Annotated in this window: 17 protein-coding genes; 3 read left to right on the top strand and 14 right to left on the bottom strand. The window is 69.5% G+C overall.

Annotation, left to right across the window (positions count from 1 at the left end; all coding sequences use genetic code 11):
- Positions 1-15: 15 nt before the first annotated feature.
- From Q664_RS47575 to Q664_RS47510, 14 genes are all read right to left on the bottom strand, one after another.
- Complete coding sequence (locus Q664_RS47575; protein WP_043412910.1) at positions 16-1,110, bottom strand: ABC transporter ATP-binding protein; 1,095 nt, start codon at positions 1,108-1,110, stop codon at positions 16-18.
- A 33-nt stretch (positions 1,111-1,143) separates the two neighbouring features.
- A complete protein-coding gene (locus Q664_RS47570) occupies positions 1,144-2,625 on the bottom strand; it encodes an alpha-amylase family glycosyl hydrolase (RefSeq protein WP_043412944.1) in 1,482 nt (493 codons plus the stop codon).
- Between the two features lie 253 nt (positions 2,626-2,878).
- Positions 2,879-3,295: a hypothetical protein gene (locus Q664_RS47565; RefSeq protein WP_043412907.1), complete on the bottom strand. Its 417-nt coding sequence runs from the start codon at positions 3,293-3,295 to the stop codon at positions 2,879-2,881.
- Between the two features lie 106 nt (positions 3,296-3,401).
- A complete protein-coding gene (locus tag Q664_RS47560) occupies positions 3,402-3,998 on the bottom strand; it encodes a chemotaxis protein CheC (protein ID WP_043412905.1) in 597 nt (198 codons plus the stop codon).
- Entirely contained in the window at positions 3,995-6,073 is a 2,079-nt protein-coding gene (locus Q664_RS47555; RefSeq protein WP_043412902.1) for a chemotaxis protein CheA, read from the bottom strand. Before Q664_RS47555 ends, Q664_RS47560 begins: the two co-directional genes overlap by 4 nt.
- Before the next feature lie 42 nt (positions 6,074-6,115).
- The gene (locus tag Q664_RS47550) at positions 6,116-6,484 is read right to left on the bottom strand and encodes a response regulator (protein ID WP_043412942.1); all 369 of its coding nucleotides are present in this window, start codon (positions 6,482-6,484) and stop codon (positions 6,116-6,118) included.
- A 72-nt stretch (positions 6,485-6,556) separates the two neighbouring features.
- The gene (locus tag Q664_RS47545) at positions 6,557-6,985 is read right to left on the bottom strand and encodes a chemotaxis protein CheW (protein ID WP_043412900.1); all 429 of its coding nucleotides are present in this window, start codon (positions 6,983-6,985) and stop codon (positions 6,557-6,559) included.
- A gap of 74 nt (positions 6,986-7,059) precedes the next feature.
- Entirely contained in the window at positions 7,060-8,421 is a 1,362-nt protein-coding gene (locus tag Q664_RS47540; RefSeq protein ID WP_043412898.1) for a methyl-accepting chemotaxis protein, read from the bottom strand.
- A gap of 42 nt (positions 8,422-8,463) precedes the next feature.
- The gene (thiL, locus tag Q664_RS47535; RefSeq protein ID WP_043412896.1) at positions 8,464-9,459 is read right to left on the bottom strand and encodes a thiamine-phosphate kinase; all 996 of its coding nucleotides are present in this window, start codon (positions 9,457-9,459) and stop codon (positions 8,464-8,466) included.
- Positions 9,460-9,535: 76 nt separating this feature from the next.
- Positions 9,536-10,006 (bottom strand): hypothetical protein, encoded by a 471-nt coding sequence (locus Q664_RS47530; protein WP_043412893.1) that lies wholly within the window; start codon positions 10,004-10,006, stop codon positions 9,536-9,538.
- The gene (locus tag Q664_RS47525; protein ID WP_235217161.1) at positions 10,003-11,448 is read right to left on the bottom strand and encodes a DUF2380 domain-containing protein; all 1,446 of its coding nucleotides are present in this window, start codon (positions 11,446-11,448) and stop codon (positions 10,003-10,005) included. The genes Q664_RS47530 and Q664_RS47525 overlap by 4 nt, the downstream gene beginning before the upstream one ends.
- Positions 11,449-11,625: 177 nt before the next feature.
- The gene (locus tag Q664_RS47520) at positions 11,626-13,467 is read right to left on the bottom strand and encodes a M4 family metallopeptidase (RefSeq protein ID WP_043412892.1); all 1,842 of its coding nucleotides are present in this window, start codon (positions 13,465-13,467) and stop codon (positions 11,626-11,628) included.
- Positions 13,468-13,615: 148 nt separating this feature from the next.
- Positions 13,616-15,112 carry an ATP-binding protein gene (locus Q664_RS47515; protein ID WP_043412889.1) on the bottom strand — a complete coding sequence of 499 codons (1,497 nt, stop codon included), beginning with the start codon at positions 15,110-15,112 and terminating at the stop codon, positions 13,616-13,618.
- Positions 15,109-15,813: a GTP-binding protein gene (locus Q664_RS47510; RefSeq protein ID WP_043412887.1), complete on the bottom strand. Its 705-nt coding sequence runs from the start codon at positions 15,811-15,813 to the stop codon at positions 15,109-15,111. The genes Q664_RS47515 and Q664_RS47510 overlap by 4 nt, the downstream gene beginning before the upstream one ends.
- Before the next feature lie 287 nt (positions 15,814-16,100).
- On the opposite strand from Q664_RS47510, the gene Q664_RS47505 reads away from it, so the two are divergent.
- The 3 genes from Q664_RS47505 (at position 16,101) to Q664_RS47495 (ending at position 19,707) form a co-directional block, all read left to right on the top strand.
- Positions 16,101-16,637: a GNAT family N-acetyltransferase gene (locus Q664_RS47505; RefSeq protein ID WP_043412936.1), complete on the top strand. Its 537-nt coding sequence runs from the start codon at positions 16,101-16,103 to the stop codon at positions 16,635-16,637.
- A gap of 266 nt (positions 16,638-16,903) precedes the next feature.
- On the top strand, positions 16,904-18,580 hold the full coding sequence (locus tag Q664_RS47500; protein ID WP_043412885.1) for a type IV pilus twitching motility protein PilT: 1,677 nt from the start codon (positions 16,904-16,906) through the stop codon (positions 18,578-18,580).
- Between the two features lie 2 nt (positions 18,581-18,582).
- On the top strand, positions 18,583-19,707 hold the full coding sequence (locus tag Q664_RS47495) for a type IV pilus twitching motility protein PilT (RefSeq protein ID WP_043412883.1): 1,125 nt from the start codon (positions 18,583-18,585) through the stop codon (positions 19,705-19,707).
- Positions 19,708-19,816: the final 109 nt, after the last annotated feature.

Here is a 19,816-nt window from a genome sequence, read left to right as displayed (position 1 = left end):
TAGGAGGGACTCGGACTAGACGGACAGACGTTGCTCGGTTTCGGCGTCGAAGAGGTGCAGCGACTCCAGCTCGATGACCACCGCCATCTTCGCGCCGGTCTCCGGAGTGTGCTGGGGCGGGAGCCGGAAGACCAGCGCGTTCTCCGCCAGGCGCGAGTGGACGATGACCTCGTTGCCGAGTGGCTCGACGAGCTCCACCTTCACTTCCAGGGAAGCCGTTTCACCGCGAGCGGTGGCCGAGGGGGAGAGGATGTGGTCGGGGCGGATGCCCACCTTGAGCTCGCGGCCGCCCTTGCCCGCCGTCACCGGGCGCAGGCTCTGGGGGACGGGCAGCTTGAAGCCGTCGCCCTCGAGCACCTCGCCATTGGCCGAGAGCGTGGCGGAGGTGAAGCTCATGGGCGGCGAGCCGATGAACTGGGCCACGAAGACGTTGGCCGGGCGCTCGTACACCTCCAGCGGGGTGCCGAGCTGCTGCAGCTTGCCGTCCTTCATCACCGCGATGCGGTGGCCCATCGTCATGGCCTCGATCTGGTCATGCGTCACGTAGACCGAGGTGACACCGAGGCGCTGCTGGAGCTTCTTGATCTCCGAGCGCATCTGCACGCGCAGCTTGGCGTCGAGGTTGGAGAGGGGCTCGTCGAAGAGGAACACCGCCGGCTTGCGCACGATGGCGCGGCCGAGCGCCACGCGCTGACGCTGGCCACCGGAGAGCTGCTTGGGCTTGCGCTCCAGCAGGTGGGTGATGCCGAGGATTTCCGCCGCCTCGTTCACCAGCCGGTCCATCTCCGGCTTGGGCGTCTTGCGAATCTTCAGGCCGAACTCGAGGTTCTCCCGGATGGTCATATGCGGGTAGAGCGCATAGTTCTGGAAGACCATCGCGACGTCGCGATCCTTGGGCGGCAGCTGGTTGACGACGCGCTCACCGATGGAGAGGTTGCCGCCGGAGATCTCCTCCAGGCCGGCGATCATCCGCAGCGCGGTGGACTTGCCGCAACCCGAGGGGCCCACCAGCACCATGAACTCGTGGTCGCGGATGTCGAGGTCCAACCCCTCGATGACGGACACGTCTCCGTACCGCTTGGCGACATTCTTGAAAACGACTCCGGCCATCTCAGGCTCTCTCCACTCGGGATTGCATCCAGTTCATCGCGCCCGGCCCAGGATGCGGACGGACAGTGGCTCGACGGAGACGTCCAGCGCCGGAGCGGCCGGGAGGCGGCCCCCGTCGAGCAGATCTTCCGCGTCCGCACCGCTCCAGGCCTCGGGCCAGGGGAACGAAGCGGACGCCTTCTTCACACCGCGGTTCACCGCCACCACCACCGCGTCACCCGACTCCGCGTCGTGCCGGAGGAAGGTGTAGACGTCGCCGTCGGTGGCGAGCCCCTTGTGGGTGCCACGCGAGAGCGCGGGGTGGGCCCGGCGCACGGCGATGAGCTTCTGGTAGAAGGCGCGCAGGGCCTCGTCGCGAGGCAGGCCCGCGCCGGGCTGCACGGCGCGCGAGCCCCACGGCATGTCACTGCGGTTGGCGGGCCAGTCACCGCCGGGGCGGCCCACCTCCTCGCCGTAGTAGATGACGGGGATGCCGGAGGTGGTGAGCTGCAACGCCGCCGCGAGCCGGAAGCGCGACGTGTCGCCCTGGAGCTGGAAGAGCAGGCCGGGCACGTCGTGCGAGGACAGGAAGTGCGACAGGTGGTAGCCCTTGCGCACCTTGTGCCGCGAGCGGAGGTACGCGTCGAAGGCCACGGTGCGCCCGCGCCCCAGCGCCCACGCGAGCGCGTTGCCCTGGAAGCCGAAGTCGAAGCCGGCATCCATCTCGTCGTTGACGAACCACGGGTCCAACGACTCGCGGTCCCCGCCCCACACCTCGCCGAGCAGGAAGAAGTCCTTGCCCAGCTCCTCGCGGGTGCGGCGGCGGTGCTCCTGCCAGAAGGGATGGTCGACGTGCTTCACCGTGTCCAGGCGGAAGCCGTCCACGCCCGAGCGCTTGCCCCACGCAATCTGCGCGTCGAGCAGGTACTTCGCCACCTCGGGCTGCTCCGTCTTGAAGTCGGGCAGGCCGGACACGCAGCTCGTCACATCATCCTGCCCGCAGGTGCCCTTCTCCTCCGAGCGCAGCCAGCCCTTCGTCTCGGGGGCCTCGAGGTAGCGCGAGTTGTAGCCGGGGTGGTTGTAGACCACGTCCAGCAGCACGCGGATGCCCCGCTCGTGGCATGCGTCCACCAGCGCCTTGAACTCCTGCTCGGTGCCGAAACGCGGATCGAGCTGGTGGAAGTCCTCCGCCCAGTAGCCGTGGTAGCCCCAGTCCGGGAAGCCGGCGCCGGTGACGAAGCCGTCGATGTTCTTCACCACCGGTGTGAGCCACAGCGCCGTGATGCCCAGGGAGGACAGCTCGTCGAGCTGCTCGCGCAGGCCCTTGAGGTCTCCGCCGTGGAAGGCACCCGGGGCCTTCTTGTCCACCTTGACGTTGTTGGTGGTGTCACCGTCGGCGAAGCGATCCAACACGACGAAGTAGAGGACCTCGTCGGCCCAGCGGCGCGCGGGCGGCTCGGGCGCGGCCACCGGGGCAGGAGCCGGAGCGGGCGGGGGAGCCTCGGGCGCGGCCGGAGCGGGCGCGGCCGTGCTCACCTCCGGGCTGGGCTCCCGGGGAGCCGGCTGCTGCGGGTGAGCGCAGCCCGCGAGCGCCAGCGGGAGGAGCAACAGGGAAGTGACGAGTGAATGACGACTGTTCGCGCGTCTGTCCGGGGGATGACGAGGCGACGACTCAACCATTGCGCGGGACTGTTTCACACCCGCTTTGGAAAGTGAACCCTTACTCCCCGTCACGTCACGTCATGTGCGGGTGACGGGAAGGAGGGTCCGGCGTTTACGGCGCACCGTGTCAATACGGGTTGGGGGTGGTGCGCTCCGGGAGCTGGAGGGGGTCCGCCGTGCCCACGTCGTTCACGACGGTGATCTCCTGGGCAATCATCTCGCGGTAGTTGTCGTCGAAGGAGGCGCGCACGGTGGAGCCGGGGGCCAGGTACTCGCGGCCAATCAGCTTCCCATCCTGGTAGTAGCGCGTCTGGTCGTTGAGGCGCAGGTAGCGGGGCTGGCCCCACTTGTCCTTGATGACGAGCACGTCCGCGTAGTCGCGGGTCACGGTGCCATCGATGGTCAAGCCGCGCTCGAACGAATAGGGATTCGACGCGACGGGGCCCTCGGCGCCCGAGCCGCTTCGCATCGCCACGGTGCTGTCCGTCCTGCAACCCGCGAGCACCAACGCGCCCGCCAACGCGCCCCAGACGATCTTCCTCATGCCCGCCTGCCTCCCCGGGGCGAGTGAAAGGGCGCCCCACGGAGGAAGGTGACGAGGGCCCCTGGGGTCCGCAAGCGGACACGGGAGGAACGGCTGCCCGGTTGCTCTACACGCCGAGGCGGGAGAGCAGCGCCCTGGAGCTCTCGCGCTCGAGCACCAGCAGCACCTGGCCGGACACGGAGGGCACGCCCACCGCGGAGAAGCGCGTCTCCAGCACCACCACGCGATCACCGCCCTGCGCCTCGGTGACGGCCCGCGACACCACCAGGCCCGCCGCGCCGCGCACCAGCTCCGGCACGGAGGGCAGCAGCCTCCAACCCGTCAGCGTCCCGATGGCCGAGAGGCACGCGCTCGCCACGATGTTGGCCGCTTCCGACAGCGCGCTCTCGCGCTCCTCGGCTGGCGCGTCCTGACGCCGGAGCAGCAGCGCTTCCAGGGCGGCGCTGTCCTCGCGGGGCAGCACCAGCAGCAGCACGCCGCGCAGCTGGCCTTCCATGCCCAGCTTCGCCGCCACCACGGGGGCCTCGGCGCCGCCCAGCATCTCGGCCACCTCCGCGGCCGCCGCCAGCAGGGCGCGGGGCACGGACAGGTTCACCGTGCGGCCTCCCACCAGCCGCGCGAGCGCGTTGACGGCGTGCCCGCAGCCGATGTTGGCCACCTCGCGGAGGGCGTCCAGCTGAATGTCGCTCGGGGAAGGGCTCACGCGGACAGTAACCTCGGCACGTCCAGGATGAAGACCGGGCGGCCACTTCCCAGGATGGTCACTCCCGAGAGGCCCGGCAGCAAGTCCAGAGGACGGGACAGCGGCTTGAGCACCGCCTCTTCCTGCCCCACCAATCCATCCACCGCGAGCGCGACCCGACCCGCGTCTCCTTCCATCACCACGAAGGGCCGGACGCCCTTGCGCGGCGGCGCCTGGACGCCGGTCAGCTCATCCAGCCCGTACACCGGCAGGAGTCCCTGTCCGTGGGGCAGCAGCGGCATCTCCCGGCTGCGGTCCAGCCGCTCGCTGTCCGCCTCCATGGCCCCCACCACCTTGGCGATGGGCAGGCCGAACACCTCGTCGCCCACGGCCACCAGCAGCAGGTGCACCACCGCCACCGTCAGCGGCAGCCGCAGCGTGAAGCGCGTGCCGCGGCCCAGCTCGCTTTCAATCTCCAGCGTCCCGCCCACGTTCTCCACCACCCGCTTCACCGCGTCCATGCCCACGCCGCGGCCGGAGATCTCCGACACGTCCTGGGCGGTGGACACGCCCGGCAGGCATGCGAGCATGAAGGCCTCGCGGTCCGTCATCCGCGCCGCCGCCTCCGCGCTGAGGGCGCCGCGGGCCACCGCCGCCGTCTTCAGCTTCGCCGCGTTCATGCCGCGGCCATCGTCCTCCATCTCCACCACGACGCGGTCTCGCGCGCGCCGCACCGACACCAGCACGCGGCCCCGCGCGCCCTTGCCCGCCGCCACGCGATCCTCCGGCGACTCCAGGCCGTGGTCGATGCAGTTGCGCAGCAGGTGCAGCAGCGGATCCGCCAGCTCGTCGAGAATGGCCCGGTCCAGTTCGATCTCCGCGCCGGTGATGACGAGGTCCACCTCGCGCTCGCGGCGCCGGGCGATGTCGCGCGCGGCGCGGGGCAGCCGGTCGGTGATGAGCGACAGCGGCGTCATGCGCGCGCTCATCACCTTGTCGTGCAGGTCCTTCACCAGCGTGTGCAGCCGGTAGACGCCTTCCTCGATGGGAGGACGGGAGTTCTCCGGCAGCACCTTGCCCAGCTCGCGCAGGCGCGCGGTGGCCAGCAGCAGCTCGCCCACGGTGTCCAGGAAGTAGTCCAGCAGCTCCGTGCGCACGCGCACCGTGCGAGCCGTCGCGTCCGCGCTGTTGGAAGCGCGCGGGGCCTCGGCGGGCACGAGGCCGGAAGCCGCGGGGACGGGCGCGGGCGGAGGCGCCACCACCGCCGGCTTGAGCGAGACGAGCTCCACCTCGGCCACGTTGCGCAGCGCCTTGCGGATGGCCTCCTCGCCCTCGGCCGTCTCCAGCTCCACCTGGATGTTGCCCTCGGGGATGCGGCCGGCCTTCAGGTCCTCCAGCGGGGGCTGCAGGCCGTGCAACGTGCCCAGGCCCGTCAGCCGCTTGTGCACCAGGAAGGCGCGCACGCCCGGCGTCTGGCAGGTGGGGGCGATGCGCAACCGGACCGCCCAGCGCTTCGCCGTCTTCGCGGCCCCCTCCTCGGACGGCGGCACCACGGCGGCCACCCGGGCCTCGGCGGCGGGCTCGGACGCGGGAGGAGGCGGGGCCTCGACGGCCTGGGGGCTCACACGCGCGGCGGCGGTCACCGGAGCGGGCGCGGCGGGAGGACTGGCCTTCGCCTGGTTGATGACCCGCGTGGCGCCGGGCGTGCGGCCGGTGACGGCACTCACCTTCTCCGCCAACTGGCCGAGCAGCGACGAGGCGTCATCCGGCGGCTTGCTCTCCGACACGGCGCGCACCTGGGCGAGCATCACGTCGGTGGCCGACAGCAGCAGGTCCACCAGCGAGCGCTCCAGCTTGGCGGGGTCCTGGCGGATGGCGTCCACCAGGTCTTCCACCCGGTGGGCCACCACGGCGATGGACTCGAAGCCCATGGACGAGGCCATGCCCTTCACCGAGTGGGCGTGGCGGAACATGGAGTCCACCACGGCGGGGGCTCCCTCGCGCTCCAGCTGCACGAGATCCCTGCCCAGCCCCTCCAGGTGCTCGCTCGCCTCGGTCAGGAACAGGCCGAGGTAGCGGGACATGTCCATCGTCATGTCCGGCCTCGGTGGCGCACGACAGCTCTCCGGGACGGGGCGCTAGCCCTCGCCCAATACCTTCTTCACGACGGCCAGCACGTCCTCGGCCCGGAAGGGCTTCACGATGAAGTCCGAGGCGCCCGCCTCGATGGCCTCCATCACCAGACTCTCCTGGCCCAGCGCCGAGCACATGATGACGACCGCGTTGGCGTCATACTTGATGATCTCCCGCGTGGCCTCGATGCCGCTCTTGAACGGCATGACGATATCCATCGTGGTGAGATCCGGCTTCAGATCCTTGTACTTCTCCACGGCCTCCAGCCCGTTGGCCGCCTCTCCGACGACCTCGAAGCCACCGGACGCGAAGATGTCCTTGATCATGTTGCGCATGAAGATGGCATCGTCGACGACCAGCACCCGCTTAGCCATGTGCAGCTCCGCCTCCGCGAAAGGCCCCGAGAGGGCCGCGGACACTACCATCCGCCCATTTCAGGCGGCTACTCACTTCTGTTGAGCCGCGGTGAAGAGTCCAACCACCGCGGAATCCAGCCCCTCTGGATCCAACACCGTCACCGCCACACCCTTCAAGCGAGCCACCCCACGCACCGCCGGCACCGCCTTGCCCGGAGCGGCGCTCACCCGCTCCACCGCCTCGATTCCATCCACATCCGTCACCAGCAGGCCCAGGTCCCTCCGCCCCCGCTCCAACAACACCACCCGGCCCGAGGGCGTGGGCCCATCCGGCAGGCCCAACAACTGGCGCAGCTCCACCACCGTCACCACCCGCCCCCGCAGGTTCATCACCCCCGTCACCGCCGCTGGCGCCCGGGGCACCCGGGTGAAGCGCTCCGGGGGCACCACCACTTCCTTCACCGCGGCCAGCGGTAGCCCGTAGCGCTCCTTCTCCACCCGGAAGATGACATGCCGCACAGAGCCGACTTTCTATCAGCAAGCCTGGGGTTCGGGGAAATTCATGGAGAAGGAGGATTCAGGCTGGACGACACTCAGGCGTTCAACCGGAAGCTGCGCACCACGCTCTGCAGCTCGATGGAGAGGTTGGTCAGCTCGCTGGCCAGCGAGGTCATCCGCACCATGGCGTCCGTCTGATCCTGGATGACGGCCTGGATGGCCTCGGTGGAGGCGGCGTTGTTGCGGGCCACCAGGGAGATTTCCTCGGTGGCGTTGACCATCTCCTGGCTGCCCTTGAGCTGCTCGCGGGCGCTCTCGGAGATGAGGTGCACCTTCTCGGCCACCTTGCGCACGGTGTCGGTGATGGCGCTCATGGAGCGGACAATCCCGGTGAGATCCTCACGGCCCTCGGCCAGCTCCTCGATGCCCTCCTTCATGGCGCTCACCACGGAGGTGGACTGGCCGGAGATGTCGCGCGCCAGCCGGGAGATCTGCTCGGCGGAGCGGCCCGCGCTCTCGGCCAGCTTGCGCACCTCGTCGGCCACCACCGCGAAGCCGCGGCCGTACTCGCCCGCGCGCGCCGCCTCGATGGTGGCGTTGAGCGCCAGCAGGTTCGTCTGCTGCGCCACCTGGGTGATGGCGTCGACAATCTTGGAGATTTCCTGCGTCTTCTCGCCGAAGGCGAACACCTGCTGGCTCGCGGCTTCAATCCGATTGAAGACCTTCTTCACCTTCTCGCCGGCCAGGAGCGCCGCCTTGCTGCCGTTCTCGGCCGCGCTGCTCGTCTCTGCGGCGGTGCGGGCGGCGTCCTCGGCGCTGGCCGCGGTGCGCTGGATGCTGCCGGCCATCTCCGTAATCACCTTGGACGTCTTGCCGACGAGCTGCGACTGCGTCTCGGCGCCCTGGGCGATCTTGTCCATGGACAAGCCCACCTCTTCGTTGGTCGCGTTGACGTTCTCGGCCGAGCCCTGCAGGTCCTTGGCGGTGTCGGCCACGCTCTTGGCGGTGTCCTGGATCTTGCCCACCAGGTCGCGCAGGTTCTCCTGCATGCGGCGGATGGCCATGGCCAGCTCGTCGATCTCATCGCGGCGCAGGGCGCGCGGCGGCTCGACGACGAGCGGCTTGGAGAGGTCGCCCTGGGAGATCTCGAAGGCCGAGCGCGACAGCACGCGCACGCGCGTCACGCGGGCCAGGTAGCGCGGGAGGATCAGCGCCAGCCCCAGCGTGAGGCCCAGCGCCATGCCGATGCGCCAGTAGAAGTCCAGCAGCGTCTCGGAGATGAGGAGCGCCGCCGTCAGCACGCAGCCCATCATCAGATAGCCGGTGAGGATCTTCAGCTGCAGGGAGACCTCGTGGCCCCCCGTGCCGGGCTGATCCACGGAGCGCAGCAGCCGCTGCACGGGATCACGGCGGGGAGTGAGGCCGGGAGATGGATCGTCGCGGAGAGGGCGGCGCACGGTTTGGCTTTTCCGGGGGGACGACGACAACGGTGTACGGGTTTAGCCCTCTCGTCCGGAACGGTCAATCCGCCCACCCCCCCGGAAGTGGTCGAAGCCAGCGGGCAGGCGCAGGCTTCGCCCGGCTGCGTCACGGATGTGTCCCGGCCCGCCCCGGGTGAGCCGGCCGATGCGCGTGATGGGCTCTTTCCCTCGGAGACAGGCCCGCTCGAAGGCCTGGGTGCGCTCAGGTGGGACGGCGAGGAGCAGCTCGTAATCCTCTCCTCCCGCGAGTGCCCCCTCGCTCCCCAGGGAGGCACGGACGGCCCGGGAGAGGGGCAGGCGCTCGAGCTCCAGCTCGGCGCTCACGCGCGAGGCGGTGCACAGGTGCCCGAGATCCTGCGCGAGGCCATCGGAGACGTCCAACCCCGCCGAGGCGAAGCGCGCGGCGATCAGACCCAGGGCCACCCTGGGCACGGGGCGCTTCTGGCGGAGGATGGCCGAGGAGCGGCGAGCGCCGGCCAGGAGTTGCTGGAGGCCCAGCCGTGCGTCTCCCAGCGTGCCCGAGATGTACAGCACGTCTCCGGGCCGGCCTCCCGCGCGGGTGATGGGCGCGGTGCCCGGGAGGAGCTCTCCCGCGGCGGTGAGGGTGATGGACAGCTCGCGCGCCGAGGTGAAGTTGCCGCCCACCAGGGTGATGGCGTGTTCGCGGGCGAGGGCGCTCATGCCCTTCGCGATGCCGGTGAGCGCGCGGCTCGGGAAGTCCCGGGGCAGTGCGAGCGCGCAGACGAACCAGCGCGGCACCGCCCCCATCGACGCCAGGTCCGACAGGTTCACCGCCAGCGCCTTGTGGCCGATGTCCTCCGGCGAGTACCAGGCCCGCTTGAAGTGCACGTCCTCCACCACCGCGTCCGTGGTGATGCACTGCGCGCCCCGGGAAGGAGCGAGGACCGCGCAGTCATCTCCCGGGCCCACGGGCACTCGCGCCCGTGGGAAGTGGGAGAGGAAGAGTTCGATGAGGGAGAATTCGCCCGCGGCCTTGGCACCCTTTGGACTCACGCGGCGCAGGGTAGACCCTTACCCCGGCCCTCTCCCAGGAGAGTGTGCGGCTCCCGGCTCCACTCCAGGGTAAAGCTCAGGCCTCCTCGTCAGGCAGCAGTGCAAGGAGCAACGCGTCATCCGGGCCGAGTGGGCGCCAGCCAGGCGGTGGTGGCGAGGCGAGGAGCGCATCGCCGGCCTGCTCGACGCGCTTCTCATGGGTTTCCGGAGTGTAGGTACTCCAACGGGCGAGTGCATGAGCGACATCGAAGCGATGGGCCTCATCCAGCACGGCTGGCCAGCCGTTCGGGAGATGGGCGGAGAGCTCGCGCACGAGCTGTCCGCGCACCAGGCGTGTGAGCCGATGGCTCCGCTCCGCTTCGGCCACCAGGCCGCTGAACACCTGCACCGCGTTGAGGTCGTTCTCGCCAAGCTCCTCGGCCAGTGCCAATAACGAAGCGGTGGGCCGGGCTTCGGCGAAGGCCGTGAGCGACTCGTAACCCCGCTCACGGACCCGCTCGTACAGCCGCACCTTCCAGTGACCATCCCAGGATCGTCCGTCGCTCATCGTCCGCCGCAGGAGGTGAAGTTCATCGAAATGCCGTAATCCGTCATGTACTCCGCGACGACCTTTAGAATCTCGCGCGGCGTCAACATCTGGCCCGCCCGGGTCTCGGCTCTTCGTAGCGCCTTCATGATCATCTGGTTCCATTCTCCGGGCCATGTGCGACCCAGACGCCAGTTGCCGCCGCCATGGATGGCCTGGTGTCTTGCCACCTCCAGCCTGACGCAGAACTTGTCGATCCTCATGTCCCCCGTGAAGCCGCGCTGCTCGAACCACTCACGGAACTCTTGCGGCAGGACATGGTGCCGAGGTGGCTCGGCCATGCCCGCTCCTGTTCTTCCAGTCTCGCGCATGGCCCCCACCTCGGGCCCATCGCCCAACGCCTGGCGTACGCCCCGCGGCAGGTCCCGCTTCGATTCAGACATCAGCAGCTGCCCGGCGTGAATCCGGACGGCGGCGCTGACAGCGGGCAGGGAGATGACTCCCGCCTGCACCAACCGACGCATCATCTCCACCCACTCGGCGGAGACAACCAGCCGTGTGCCCATCATCACCCCGTCAGCCCCCACCATGAGGCCCACGCCGAGCGTGGCGGAAGTGGCCGGCCCCCACATCCGTGGCAGTGCCATCTTCATCACCGAGGCCGTGGCGAGCGACTCGATGAGGTCTTTCACCAGCAGTATCTTCTGGAGATTCTCGCCAGACTTGAGCGCGCGCTCCCGGGTCACGGCGAATTCGCCGGTGAGGTGACCGACAAGCGCGGGAAGATCGGCGGCGGCGGCATCAACCTGCACCGGCTCCAGGGAGGCAAGCGCCGTCATGGCGGGCCCGAGCATCGTCCACAGTTGGTCCATCTCCCCAGCCAGCCGCTCCACACTGTAGGAAGGGCATTGCGTGAGCACCACGTCCGCCAGGAGGAGTAGGTCCAGCCAGACTGAAAGCAGCAGGGAGCCCAGCAGGGCGGATTGAAGCCGGGGGCCGCCCAGACGCAGCAGGGCCAGTCGCATGTCCGGGTCCTCCATCTCCGAGGCCAGGGTAGAGAGATGGGTGGCCATGGCGAGTCCGGTCTCCATCCAGCGCAGTTGCTGGCTGGCATGGTCCACGAAAGGGACGAACACGCGGCGATAATGGCCGACGAGCCCCGAGCTGGTCTTGAGCCGGGAGAGTTCCGAGGAGATGCGGCGGGTGGAGCGGGATACCTCGCCAAGGGCTCCGGCAAACGACAGGTGTGCCGCCAAGGCGCTCCGCCGAGCGAGCTCCGCTGCATCACCGACGTGTGCACTCCCCCCGGTGTCCCCAGAGCTGCGCGGGCTCCCCATCGTCACCGCCGCCCCGTGGGGCGAGTAGCGCAGGTGCGTCCCCCGACCGGGCGGTGGTGTCAACGACGCGCAGCCCGTGGACAACACGGACAGGGCGAACCACACCACCCAATGGCGAGTCCTCATCGTTCGCATCTCCTGGCATACCCTCACCCCGGCCCTCTCCCTCTGAGCCTGTCGCAAAAGAGGGCTCAAGAGGGGGGAGAAGGAGCGAGGACCGCGCAGTCATCTCCCGGACCCACGGGCACTCGCGCCCGTGGGAAGTGGGAGAGGAAGAGGTCGATGAGGGAGAATTCGCCCGCGCTACCCGACGCCCACCGCGCTCCAGCTCTCCAGCACCTTCCTGGCCTCCGTGGAGTCCTTGCCGTAGAGGTCCTGGGCGGCCTTGAAGGTGGCCTCGCGCGCCTGGGCGAAGTTGGTGGTCGGCGTCATGTAGAAGCTGAGCGCGCGGGAGTAGATCTTCAGGCTCTTCTCGATGCCGATGCCGTCCTTCACCTCGGTGCCGGAGGTGCGGTTCTTGCCGCCCTCGGACAGCAGGTAGAAGGCGTTGTTGGGGATGCCCGAGTTGATGTGCACGCCGCCGTTGTCCTGGGTGCCCTTGTATCTCTTCGAGTAGTGGTCCGGGGACTGGCCATCGCTCGTCGGGTCGCTCATGTCGCGCAGACCGTCGGTGGGGTCGCCGTTGTGCGGGGTGAAGGTGTCCTCGCCCACCGTCCAGTCGAACTTGACCGCCTCGTTCTTCTGGCTGGCGAACCACTCCACGCCGGTCCCCATGATGTCGCTGATCGCCTCGTTGAGGGCGCCGGACTCGTTGCGGTACTGGAGGCCCGCGGTGCGCTCGGTCAGGCCGTGGCTGATCTCATGGCCCGCGATGTCCAGCGTGGTGAGCGAGCCGAACGTCTGGCCGTCACCGTCGCCGTAGTTCATCTTCTCGCCGTCCCAGAAGGCGTTGGCGAAGTGGGTGCCCACGTGCACGTCGGAGATGAGCTTCTCGCCCTTGCCGTCGATGGAGTCGCGGCCGAGCACTTCCTTGTAGAAGTCGTAGGTGGTCTGCGCGCCGTACTGGGCGTCCACCGCGTCCTTGTTGCGCGCCGGGTCGGTCGCCTCGCCCCAGATGTCGTTGTCGTCGGTGATGGGGGCGTTCTTGGTCGAGGTGGTGTCCGGGTTCCGGTTGAGCGCGTCGCGGGTCACCACCCCCTCGCCACGGGACTCGTCCGCCAGGGTGTACGTGCCGTCGGCGTTCTTCGTGCTGTCGAGCTGCACCTTGCCGCTGTACTGCGAGGTGTCATCCGCCAGGCCGTTGGTGGGGACGTCCGTCGGGGTGGCGGGCGCGCTGCCCGGGGTCTTCGTACCGGAAGCATGCGCGTGCGCGTGCTCGTGCTCGAAGCCGCCCATCTGGTTGTACTTCTCGAGGAGCTCTCCGCTGTTGGCGTCGACCAGGTAGTTCATCCGGCGGGGCTGCTTGCCCTCACCGACGTCCGTCGTGTTGCTCAACTGCACGTGGTACGCGGCGCGGTACTGGCCGTCGTCCCCCTTGAAGATGACGCGCTCGGAGGTGGGCTGACGGTCCGTCCTGCCCGCGAAGTCCTGCTGCGCGACAGCCAGCGCCGCCTCGGCGGACAGCTTCGTCGGTGCGCTGCCCAGGCCGGGGGGGATGGGGGCGACATCGCCGGTGACGCTGTCCATCTTCCCGGAGGAGTTGATGTGGCCGACGACCTGCTCGCCGAACACGCGGGTGCCCTCGCTCACGCGGTCCATGCGCACGTGCGTCATGCCCAGGCCGTCCTGCTCCACGGTGCGCGGCGCGAAGTCCGAGGCGGCGACGCCCGGGCTGGCCATCAGGCCGCGGGCGCTCGCGGCGGCGGGGCCCTGCTGCTGGAGGAAGTCCACGGTCTTCTGGATGGCGGCCTGGCCCGCGGCGCTGTCGAGGGCCACCGGACCGGTCTTCCGCGGCTCACGCAGCGCCCCGGTCAGGTTCACGGGGGCATTGGTCTGCGACGCGAAGCTCGACGCCGGGTCGAAGCCGGTGGACGGGGTGGCGGTGGGCTGGGAGAGCTCGTTGCTCTTCACCTCCGCCGCGACAGGGGGCTTCGCATCGGGAAGACGGGAGACGGCGGTCCGGGAGAAGTCGTTCTGGATCTTCATGATCGGGGCCCAGGGTGTGGCGGGGGGGTTACTTCCATTCTCGATTCCAGAATCAAAGTGTTGCGTCCGCCCGGAATGTAAGTGCCGAATCCCCCCCCAACGCCCATCCAACCCATTGGAATCGTTGGACCGGATGGGCCGAGGCGGCTCAGAAGCGCTCGGGATCCGTGTCGATCGGCGGCGGAATGTAGGCCGGCCCGTGCCCCGACAACGGCGGCTCCTTCGGCAACACCACCCGGAAGCACGAGCCCTGCCCCACTTCGCTCGTCACCGACACCTGCCCGCCGTGCCCTTCCACGTAGCTCTTCACGATCGCCAGCCCCAACCCCGCTCCGCCGTACTCGCGCGTCGGGCTGTCGTCCACCTGGTAGAAGCTCTGGAAGATGCGCTCGCGCTGGTCCAGGGGAATCCCCACCCCGGTGTCCTCCACCTCGATGCGGTAGCCCTCGCCCACCAGGCCCGGCTGCGGACCATGCGCCGACAACCTCACCTCCACCTGCCCACCGCCCGGCGTGAACTTCACCGCGTTGGCCAGCAGGTTCACCACCACCTGACTCAGCTTCTCCCGGTCCGCCACCACCCGCGGCTGAGCGACCTCCGGCAGATGCACCTTCACCGTCAGGCCCTTGCGCTGCGCTTGCGGCATCACGCTCGTCAGCGAGCTCTCCACCAGCTCCTGCACGTCCACCCACTCGAAGGCGAGCCGCACCTTGCCCGCCTCGATTTGACTCATGTCCAGGATGGAGGAGATGAGCTTGAGCAGCGTGTTGCCCTTCTCGATGATGGTGCGCACGAACTGCATCTGCTCCGCGTTCAGCGCGCCCACCAGCCCCTCGGCCAGCATCTCCGAGTAGCCGATGATGGACGACAGCGGCGTGCGCAGCTCGTGGCTCACCGTCCCCAGGAAGCTCGACTTGATGCGGTCCGCCTCCTTCAACCGCTGGTTGAGCCGCATCAACTGCGCGTTCTGCGCCTCCAGGTCGCGCTGCGTCTCCAGCATCGCCTCGAGGTGCAGCTGCCCCGTCAGGTACGCCTTCTGACCGGACGCCAGCAGCGCCGCCAGCACCTGGGCCACGTGCGCCAGCATCTTCACCACCCGGTGCTCGCTCTGCCGCCCCACGTGCGCCAGCAGCTCGCGAGCCCGCTCCAGCTCCAGCCCCTCCAGCTCGGCCAGCGCCACCGGCACGTCCGCCAGCTCCTCCGGCGCGAACGGCCCGAACACCACCCGCCCCAGCACGTCCCCTTCCCACTGCACCGGCAGCACCACGTAGCGCAGGCCGGTGAAGCACGGCTGCCCCAGCAGCTCGCCCCCCAACGGGCTCGTCCCGGGCAGCACCTGCGCGCCCTGCGTGGGCGTCAGCGGCCCCTCGTTCAACCGCGCCACCAGCGCGGTGCAGCGCGCGCGGCCCTGCGCGGTGGTGTTCACGAAACCGCAGAAGTCCCCGTTGCTCCCCTTGGCGTCCGCCAGCGTCCGGCCCCGCTCGTCCAGCACCCGGATGCCCACCCGGTACAGCTCCCCGAGGCTGTCCACCACGTCCCCGAAGCTGAGGGGATCCAACATGTCCACCAACGAGGCCTTCCGCTGGAGCACCGAGCCGGCGTGCTCTGGCCCGCTGCCCACGGCGCCTGGTTTGTCGGCGCTCATCGCGGCCTCCCTGCTGCAGTCGGATAGAGGGACTCGAGGCTGGTGCCCGTCAGGTCCATCTGCTGAAAGATGTGGGTGAGGAACTCCTTCTCCGTCAGGCTGATGTTGCGCGACAGCCGCGCGCGCTCGTCCAGGTTGCGCCACGCCGACTGCAGCAGCACGTGCAGCGTCTCCATCACGCCCTCACCCCGGAGCGCCACCGCCCCCACCACCGGCTCCCCACCCTTCTTGCGGGCCTCGTCCAGCTCCGCGTCCGTCTGCGCGTCCGGCAGGTCCCGCTTGTTGAACTGGATGACCACCGGCACCTGTGTCGCGTCCAGACCGATCTCCCTCATGTTGGCCCGGAGCTTGCGCCAGTAGGCGTTGTTCTCCGCGGAGGCGCTGCGGCGGCTGTCGGCGATGAAGGCCACCGCGTCCGCGTTCTGCAGCACCACCCGCCGCGTGGCGTCGTGCACCACCTGTCCCGGCACGGTGAAGAGCTTGAGCTTCACCTTGAAGCCCGAGCTGCTGGTGAAGAACACCGGAAGCAGATCGAAGAAGAGCGTACGGTCCTCGTGCGTCTCCACGCTGAGCAGCCGGCCGCGAGCCTCCGGCCGGGCCCGCGCGTGGATGGCACGCAGGTTCGTCGTCTTCCCACTCAGCCCTGGGCCGTAGTAGACGATCTTCAGGGTGAGTTCGCGCTGGGCGTGGTTGAGTTGCACGTGCGGAGCTCAGGCTGCCGAGTGGGAGGAGGAAGGGTGGGCCATCCCGCCCCAGGCGGACGGTTTTTTATAGTGAAAGGTGTTCAGCATTGAAAGCCGCCCCCCACCATACCCGAGCGAAAACCCCCGGATGAGGCGGGAGCGGGCGGCCTTGGAATGCCGGCAGCCCATGCGCAGTTTGGAAAAGTCCGGCTCTCCCCCTTATGGGGGGAAATGTGCGCCGCACCCAGCGCGTGCATGGGCCCCGGTGAAGCGGTTAGGATCGTATCGCAATGGAGGAGCAAGGCATGACGATGAAGCGGGTGGACCCGGGCGTGGAGGTGGCCGCGATACCAGTGCCGGACATGGCCAACCTGCCCAACGATCTGGCGCCGGCGGTGAAGTTTTCCGTCCCGACCGATGAGGACATGGCGTCCGTGGCCGCCCTGCGCTCCAGCTCGGAGCCCTGGAAGAGCCGCGGCGAGACGATGGAGGACAGCCTCAAGTCGCTGACGGCGCTGCGGCCGTTCATCCACGTGGCCAAGGTGCAGAGCCAGGTGGTGGGCTACGTGACGGTGGAGCGGGACGGTCCGGTGCCCGGCGCCGCCTACATGCGCAACATCGTGGTACGCCCCGAGCTGCGCCGGCGCGGCCTGGGCCAGGCGGTGCTCAACCAGGGGCTGCAGGTGGCGCGGGACATGTTCCGCAAGACGATCGCCCTGCGCGTGGACCCGGCCAACGCCCCGGCGGTGAGCTTCTACCGCAACGCGGGCTTCACCACCGTGGCCACCGTGGTGTCCAAGAAGTCCGGCAAGCTGCGCCTCCTCATGTCTCGCGAGCTGTGAGCGGAGGAGTGCCCCGGGAGGGGAAGAGGGCCGCGTCCTCCAGGGCCCCTTCCCTCTCCTGAAAGCGCCCGGCCTGGACCCTCCCCGAGGGCCCGAGCCGGGCGCTTCCTTATTGTAAGGCCCCTCGTGCCGCCCCCTCGCCCGCTCCAGGGCCCGGCGGCGCGCCGGTCGTCCTCTTTCCAGAATTCGTGGCAATTCGCGGCTATGCTGCACCGCGCTCCCGGGGGGGGCCATCGCCCCGGGACTGGAAGAAGGAGGAGCCGGGCATGAAGACCCTCACGGAGTTGATGCGCCACCTGACCCGCCCGGGCGCGGTGGAGCTCGCCCTGATCTCCGGGCGGAACCCCATGGTGAAGCTGGCGACCGGTGCCTTCGAGGCGCTGGCGCCCACCCCCCTCACGGTGGAGGGGGTGCAGGGGATGTTGAGCACCCTGGTGGGAGAGGCCCGGGCCACCACCGTCTCCGACAAGCCCAGCCAGTGGGCGCTGCGCCTGGAGGGCCTGGGCCCCGTCGTCGTCGGAGCCCTGCGCCGGGGAGACGTGCTCAACGTGCGCGTCGTGCGGACCGAGCCCGCCCAGGCCGGAGCGCCCACGCCCCGGCCTCCCGCTCCCGCCACGTCGGCGCCCAGCGCCCCGCGCCCCGCGTCCCCCAAGCCGTCCAAGGGCGTGCAGATCCTCCCCACCGAGAAGCAGACGCCCGCGCCCGCGGCACCGCCCGCCGAGCCCCCTCCGCCCGCGCCCGAGCCCGTGGCCGAGGTGCCCCCGGCCCCGCGCCTCGTCGTGCGGCCGGAGTCCGCGCGCAACCTGACGATGCTGCTGGAGGACGCGCGCACCGTGGGCGCGAGCGACCTGCACGTCGTCGCCGGCCGCCCTCCCCTCTTCCGCCTCGTCGGCGAGCTGCTGCCCCACGGAGACCCGCTGCTCCCCGAGACGGTGGAGACGATGCTGCTGCCGCACATCCCCGAGCGCCTGCGCCCGGTGCTGGACCGCGAGGGGAGCTGTGACTTCTCGCTGGACCTGGGGCAGTCCGGCCGCTTCCGCGTCAACGTCTCGCGCCAGCGCACCGGCTACAAGGGCTGCTTCCGCCTCATCCCCCGCGAGATTCCCACCCTCGAGTCGCTCGGCCTGCCCGTCGACATCGCCAAGGCCACCCACCACCACCAGGGCCTCATCGTCGTCACCGGCCCCTCCGGCCACGGCAAGACGAGCACCCTGGCGGCCATCGTCAACCGCATCAACTGCGAGACGTCCCACCACGTGCTCACCGTGGAGGACCCCGTGGAGTACCTCCACCCGCGCAGGAGGGCGCTGCTGAGCCAGCGCGAGGTGGGCACCCACACCAAGACGTTCGCCACCGCCCTCAAGGGCAGCCTGCGCGAGGACCCGGACGTCATCCTCGTGGGCGAGCTGCGCGACACCGAGACGGTGCGCATGGCGCTGTCCGCCAGCGAGACGGGCCACCTGCTCGTCTCCACGATGAACACGCCCAGCGCGGCGAAAACCATCGACCGGCTCATCGACCTCTTCCCGCCGGGGGACCAGGCCCAGGTGCGCATGACGCTCGCCAGCAGCCTGCGCCTCATCGTCAGCCAGCGGCTGCTGCCCAGCGCGGACCGCCAGAGCATGGTGGTCGCCGCCGAGCTGCTCCCGGGCTCGGTGGCCCTGGGCAACCTCATCCGCGACAACAAGACGTACCAGATTCCCTCCCTGCAGCAGCGCGGCAAGTCGCTGGGCATCGTCCGCTTCGACGACTCGCTCGCCGACCTGGTGCGCTCCGGGAAGACGACGCTGGAGATCGCCAGGGCCTATGCCGAGAGCCCCGACGAGCTGGAGGCCGTGGTGACGGGCAAGCGGCCCGGCGCGCCTCCCGAGGGCCCGCCCTCGCCGGACGGGGGCAAGCTGCTGTCCAAGATGGGCAACCTCCTCAACCGGAAGAGCGCCTGACCATGAGCACCGCGCCGCGCATCGCCGCCCTCTTCGACAAGCTCCTGGAGAACAAGGGGAGCGACCTGCACCTGAGCATCGGCCACCCGCCCCTGGGGCGCATCCGCGGCGAGCTCACCGCCCTGCGCGAGGCCCTGCTCACCCAGCCGGAGCTGGAGGCGATGCTCTTCGAGCTCACCAGCCCCGAGCAGAAGCGGCAGATAACGGAGGACCTCGACCTCGACTTCGCCTACAGCTACGGCACCCGGGCGCGCTTCCGCGCCAACTACTTCTACAAGACGACGGGCATCGCGGCCGTCTTCCGCACCATTCCGAGCAAGGTGCTGTCGCTGGCGGAGCTCAACACCCCCGAGGTGGTGCGCAAGCTGGCCGAGCGCCGCAGCGGCCTGGTGCTCGTCACCGGCCCCACCGGCAGCGGCAAGTCCACCACCCTGGCGGGGATGATCAACCACATCAACCACACCCGCCCGGCGCACATCCTCACCATCGAGGACCCGGTGGAGTTCGTGCACGAGTCGGCGAAGTCCCAGGTGACGCACCGCGAGGTGGGCATCCACGCCTCCAACTTCGCCACCGCCATCCGCTCGGCGGGCCGCGAGGACCCCAACGTCATCCTCATCGGCGAGCTGCGCACCAACGAGACGATGAAGCTGGCGCTGCAGCTGGCCAGCTTCGGCGTGCTGGTGATGGCCACGGTGCACACCAACAGCGCGCCGGCCACCATCGACCGCATCATCAACTCGTTCCCCGCCGAGGAGCAGCCCCAGGTGCGCGGCATGCTCGCCGAGGGCCTCGCCGGCATCGTCGCCCAGCAGCTCATCCGCACCGCGGACGGCAAGAGCCGCGTGGCCGCGCTGGAGATCCTCATCGGCACCAGCGCCATCGCGGCGATGATCCGCGAGGGGAAGGTGTTTCAAATCGCGAGCAAGATGCAGGCGAGCCAGAACCTGGGCATGCAGACGCTGGACATGCACCTGGAGAAGCTGGTGGCCGCCAACACGATTACTCCGGAGGCGGCGATGGAGAAGGCGCAGGACAAGGAGGCCTTCGCCAAGGTGCTGCAGCGGCTCAAGCCGGAGTTCGAGGTGCCCGAGTTCGACCTCGGAGAGGCCGGCGGCTCACACTGATGGATATCCCCTCTCCCTCCGGGAGAGGGACGGGGTGAGGGTGCCACGCATCCCGGGTTGAACCCACTGCCCACACTGAGGGCCACAGGTTGAAGAACGGGCCCGGATA

Origin of the sequence: Archangium violaceum Cb vi76, from assembly GCF_000733295.1 — a bacterium.
GTDB lineage: Bacteria > Myxococcota > Myxococcia > Myxococcales > Myxococcaceae > Archangium > Archangium violaceum.
This window is presented reverse-complemented; position numbering and strand designations above follow the sequence as displayed.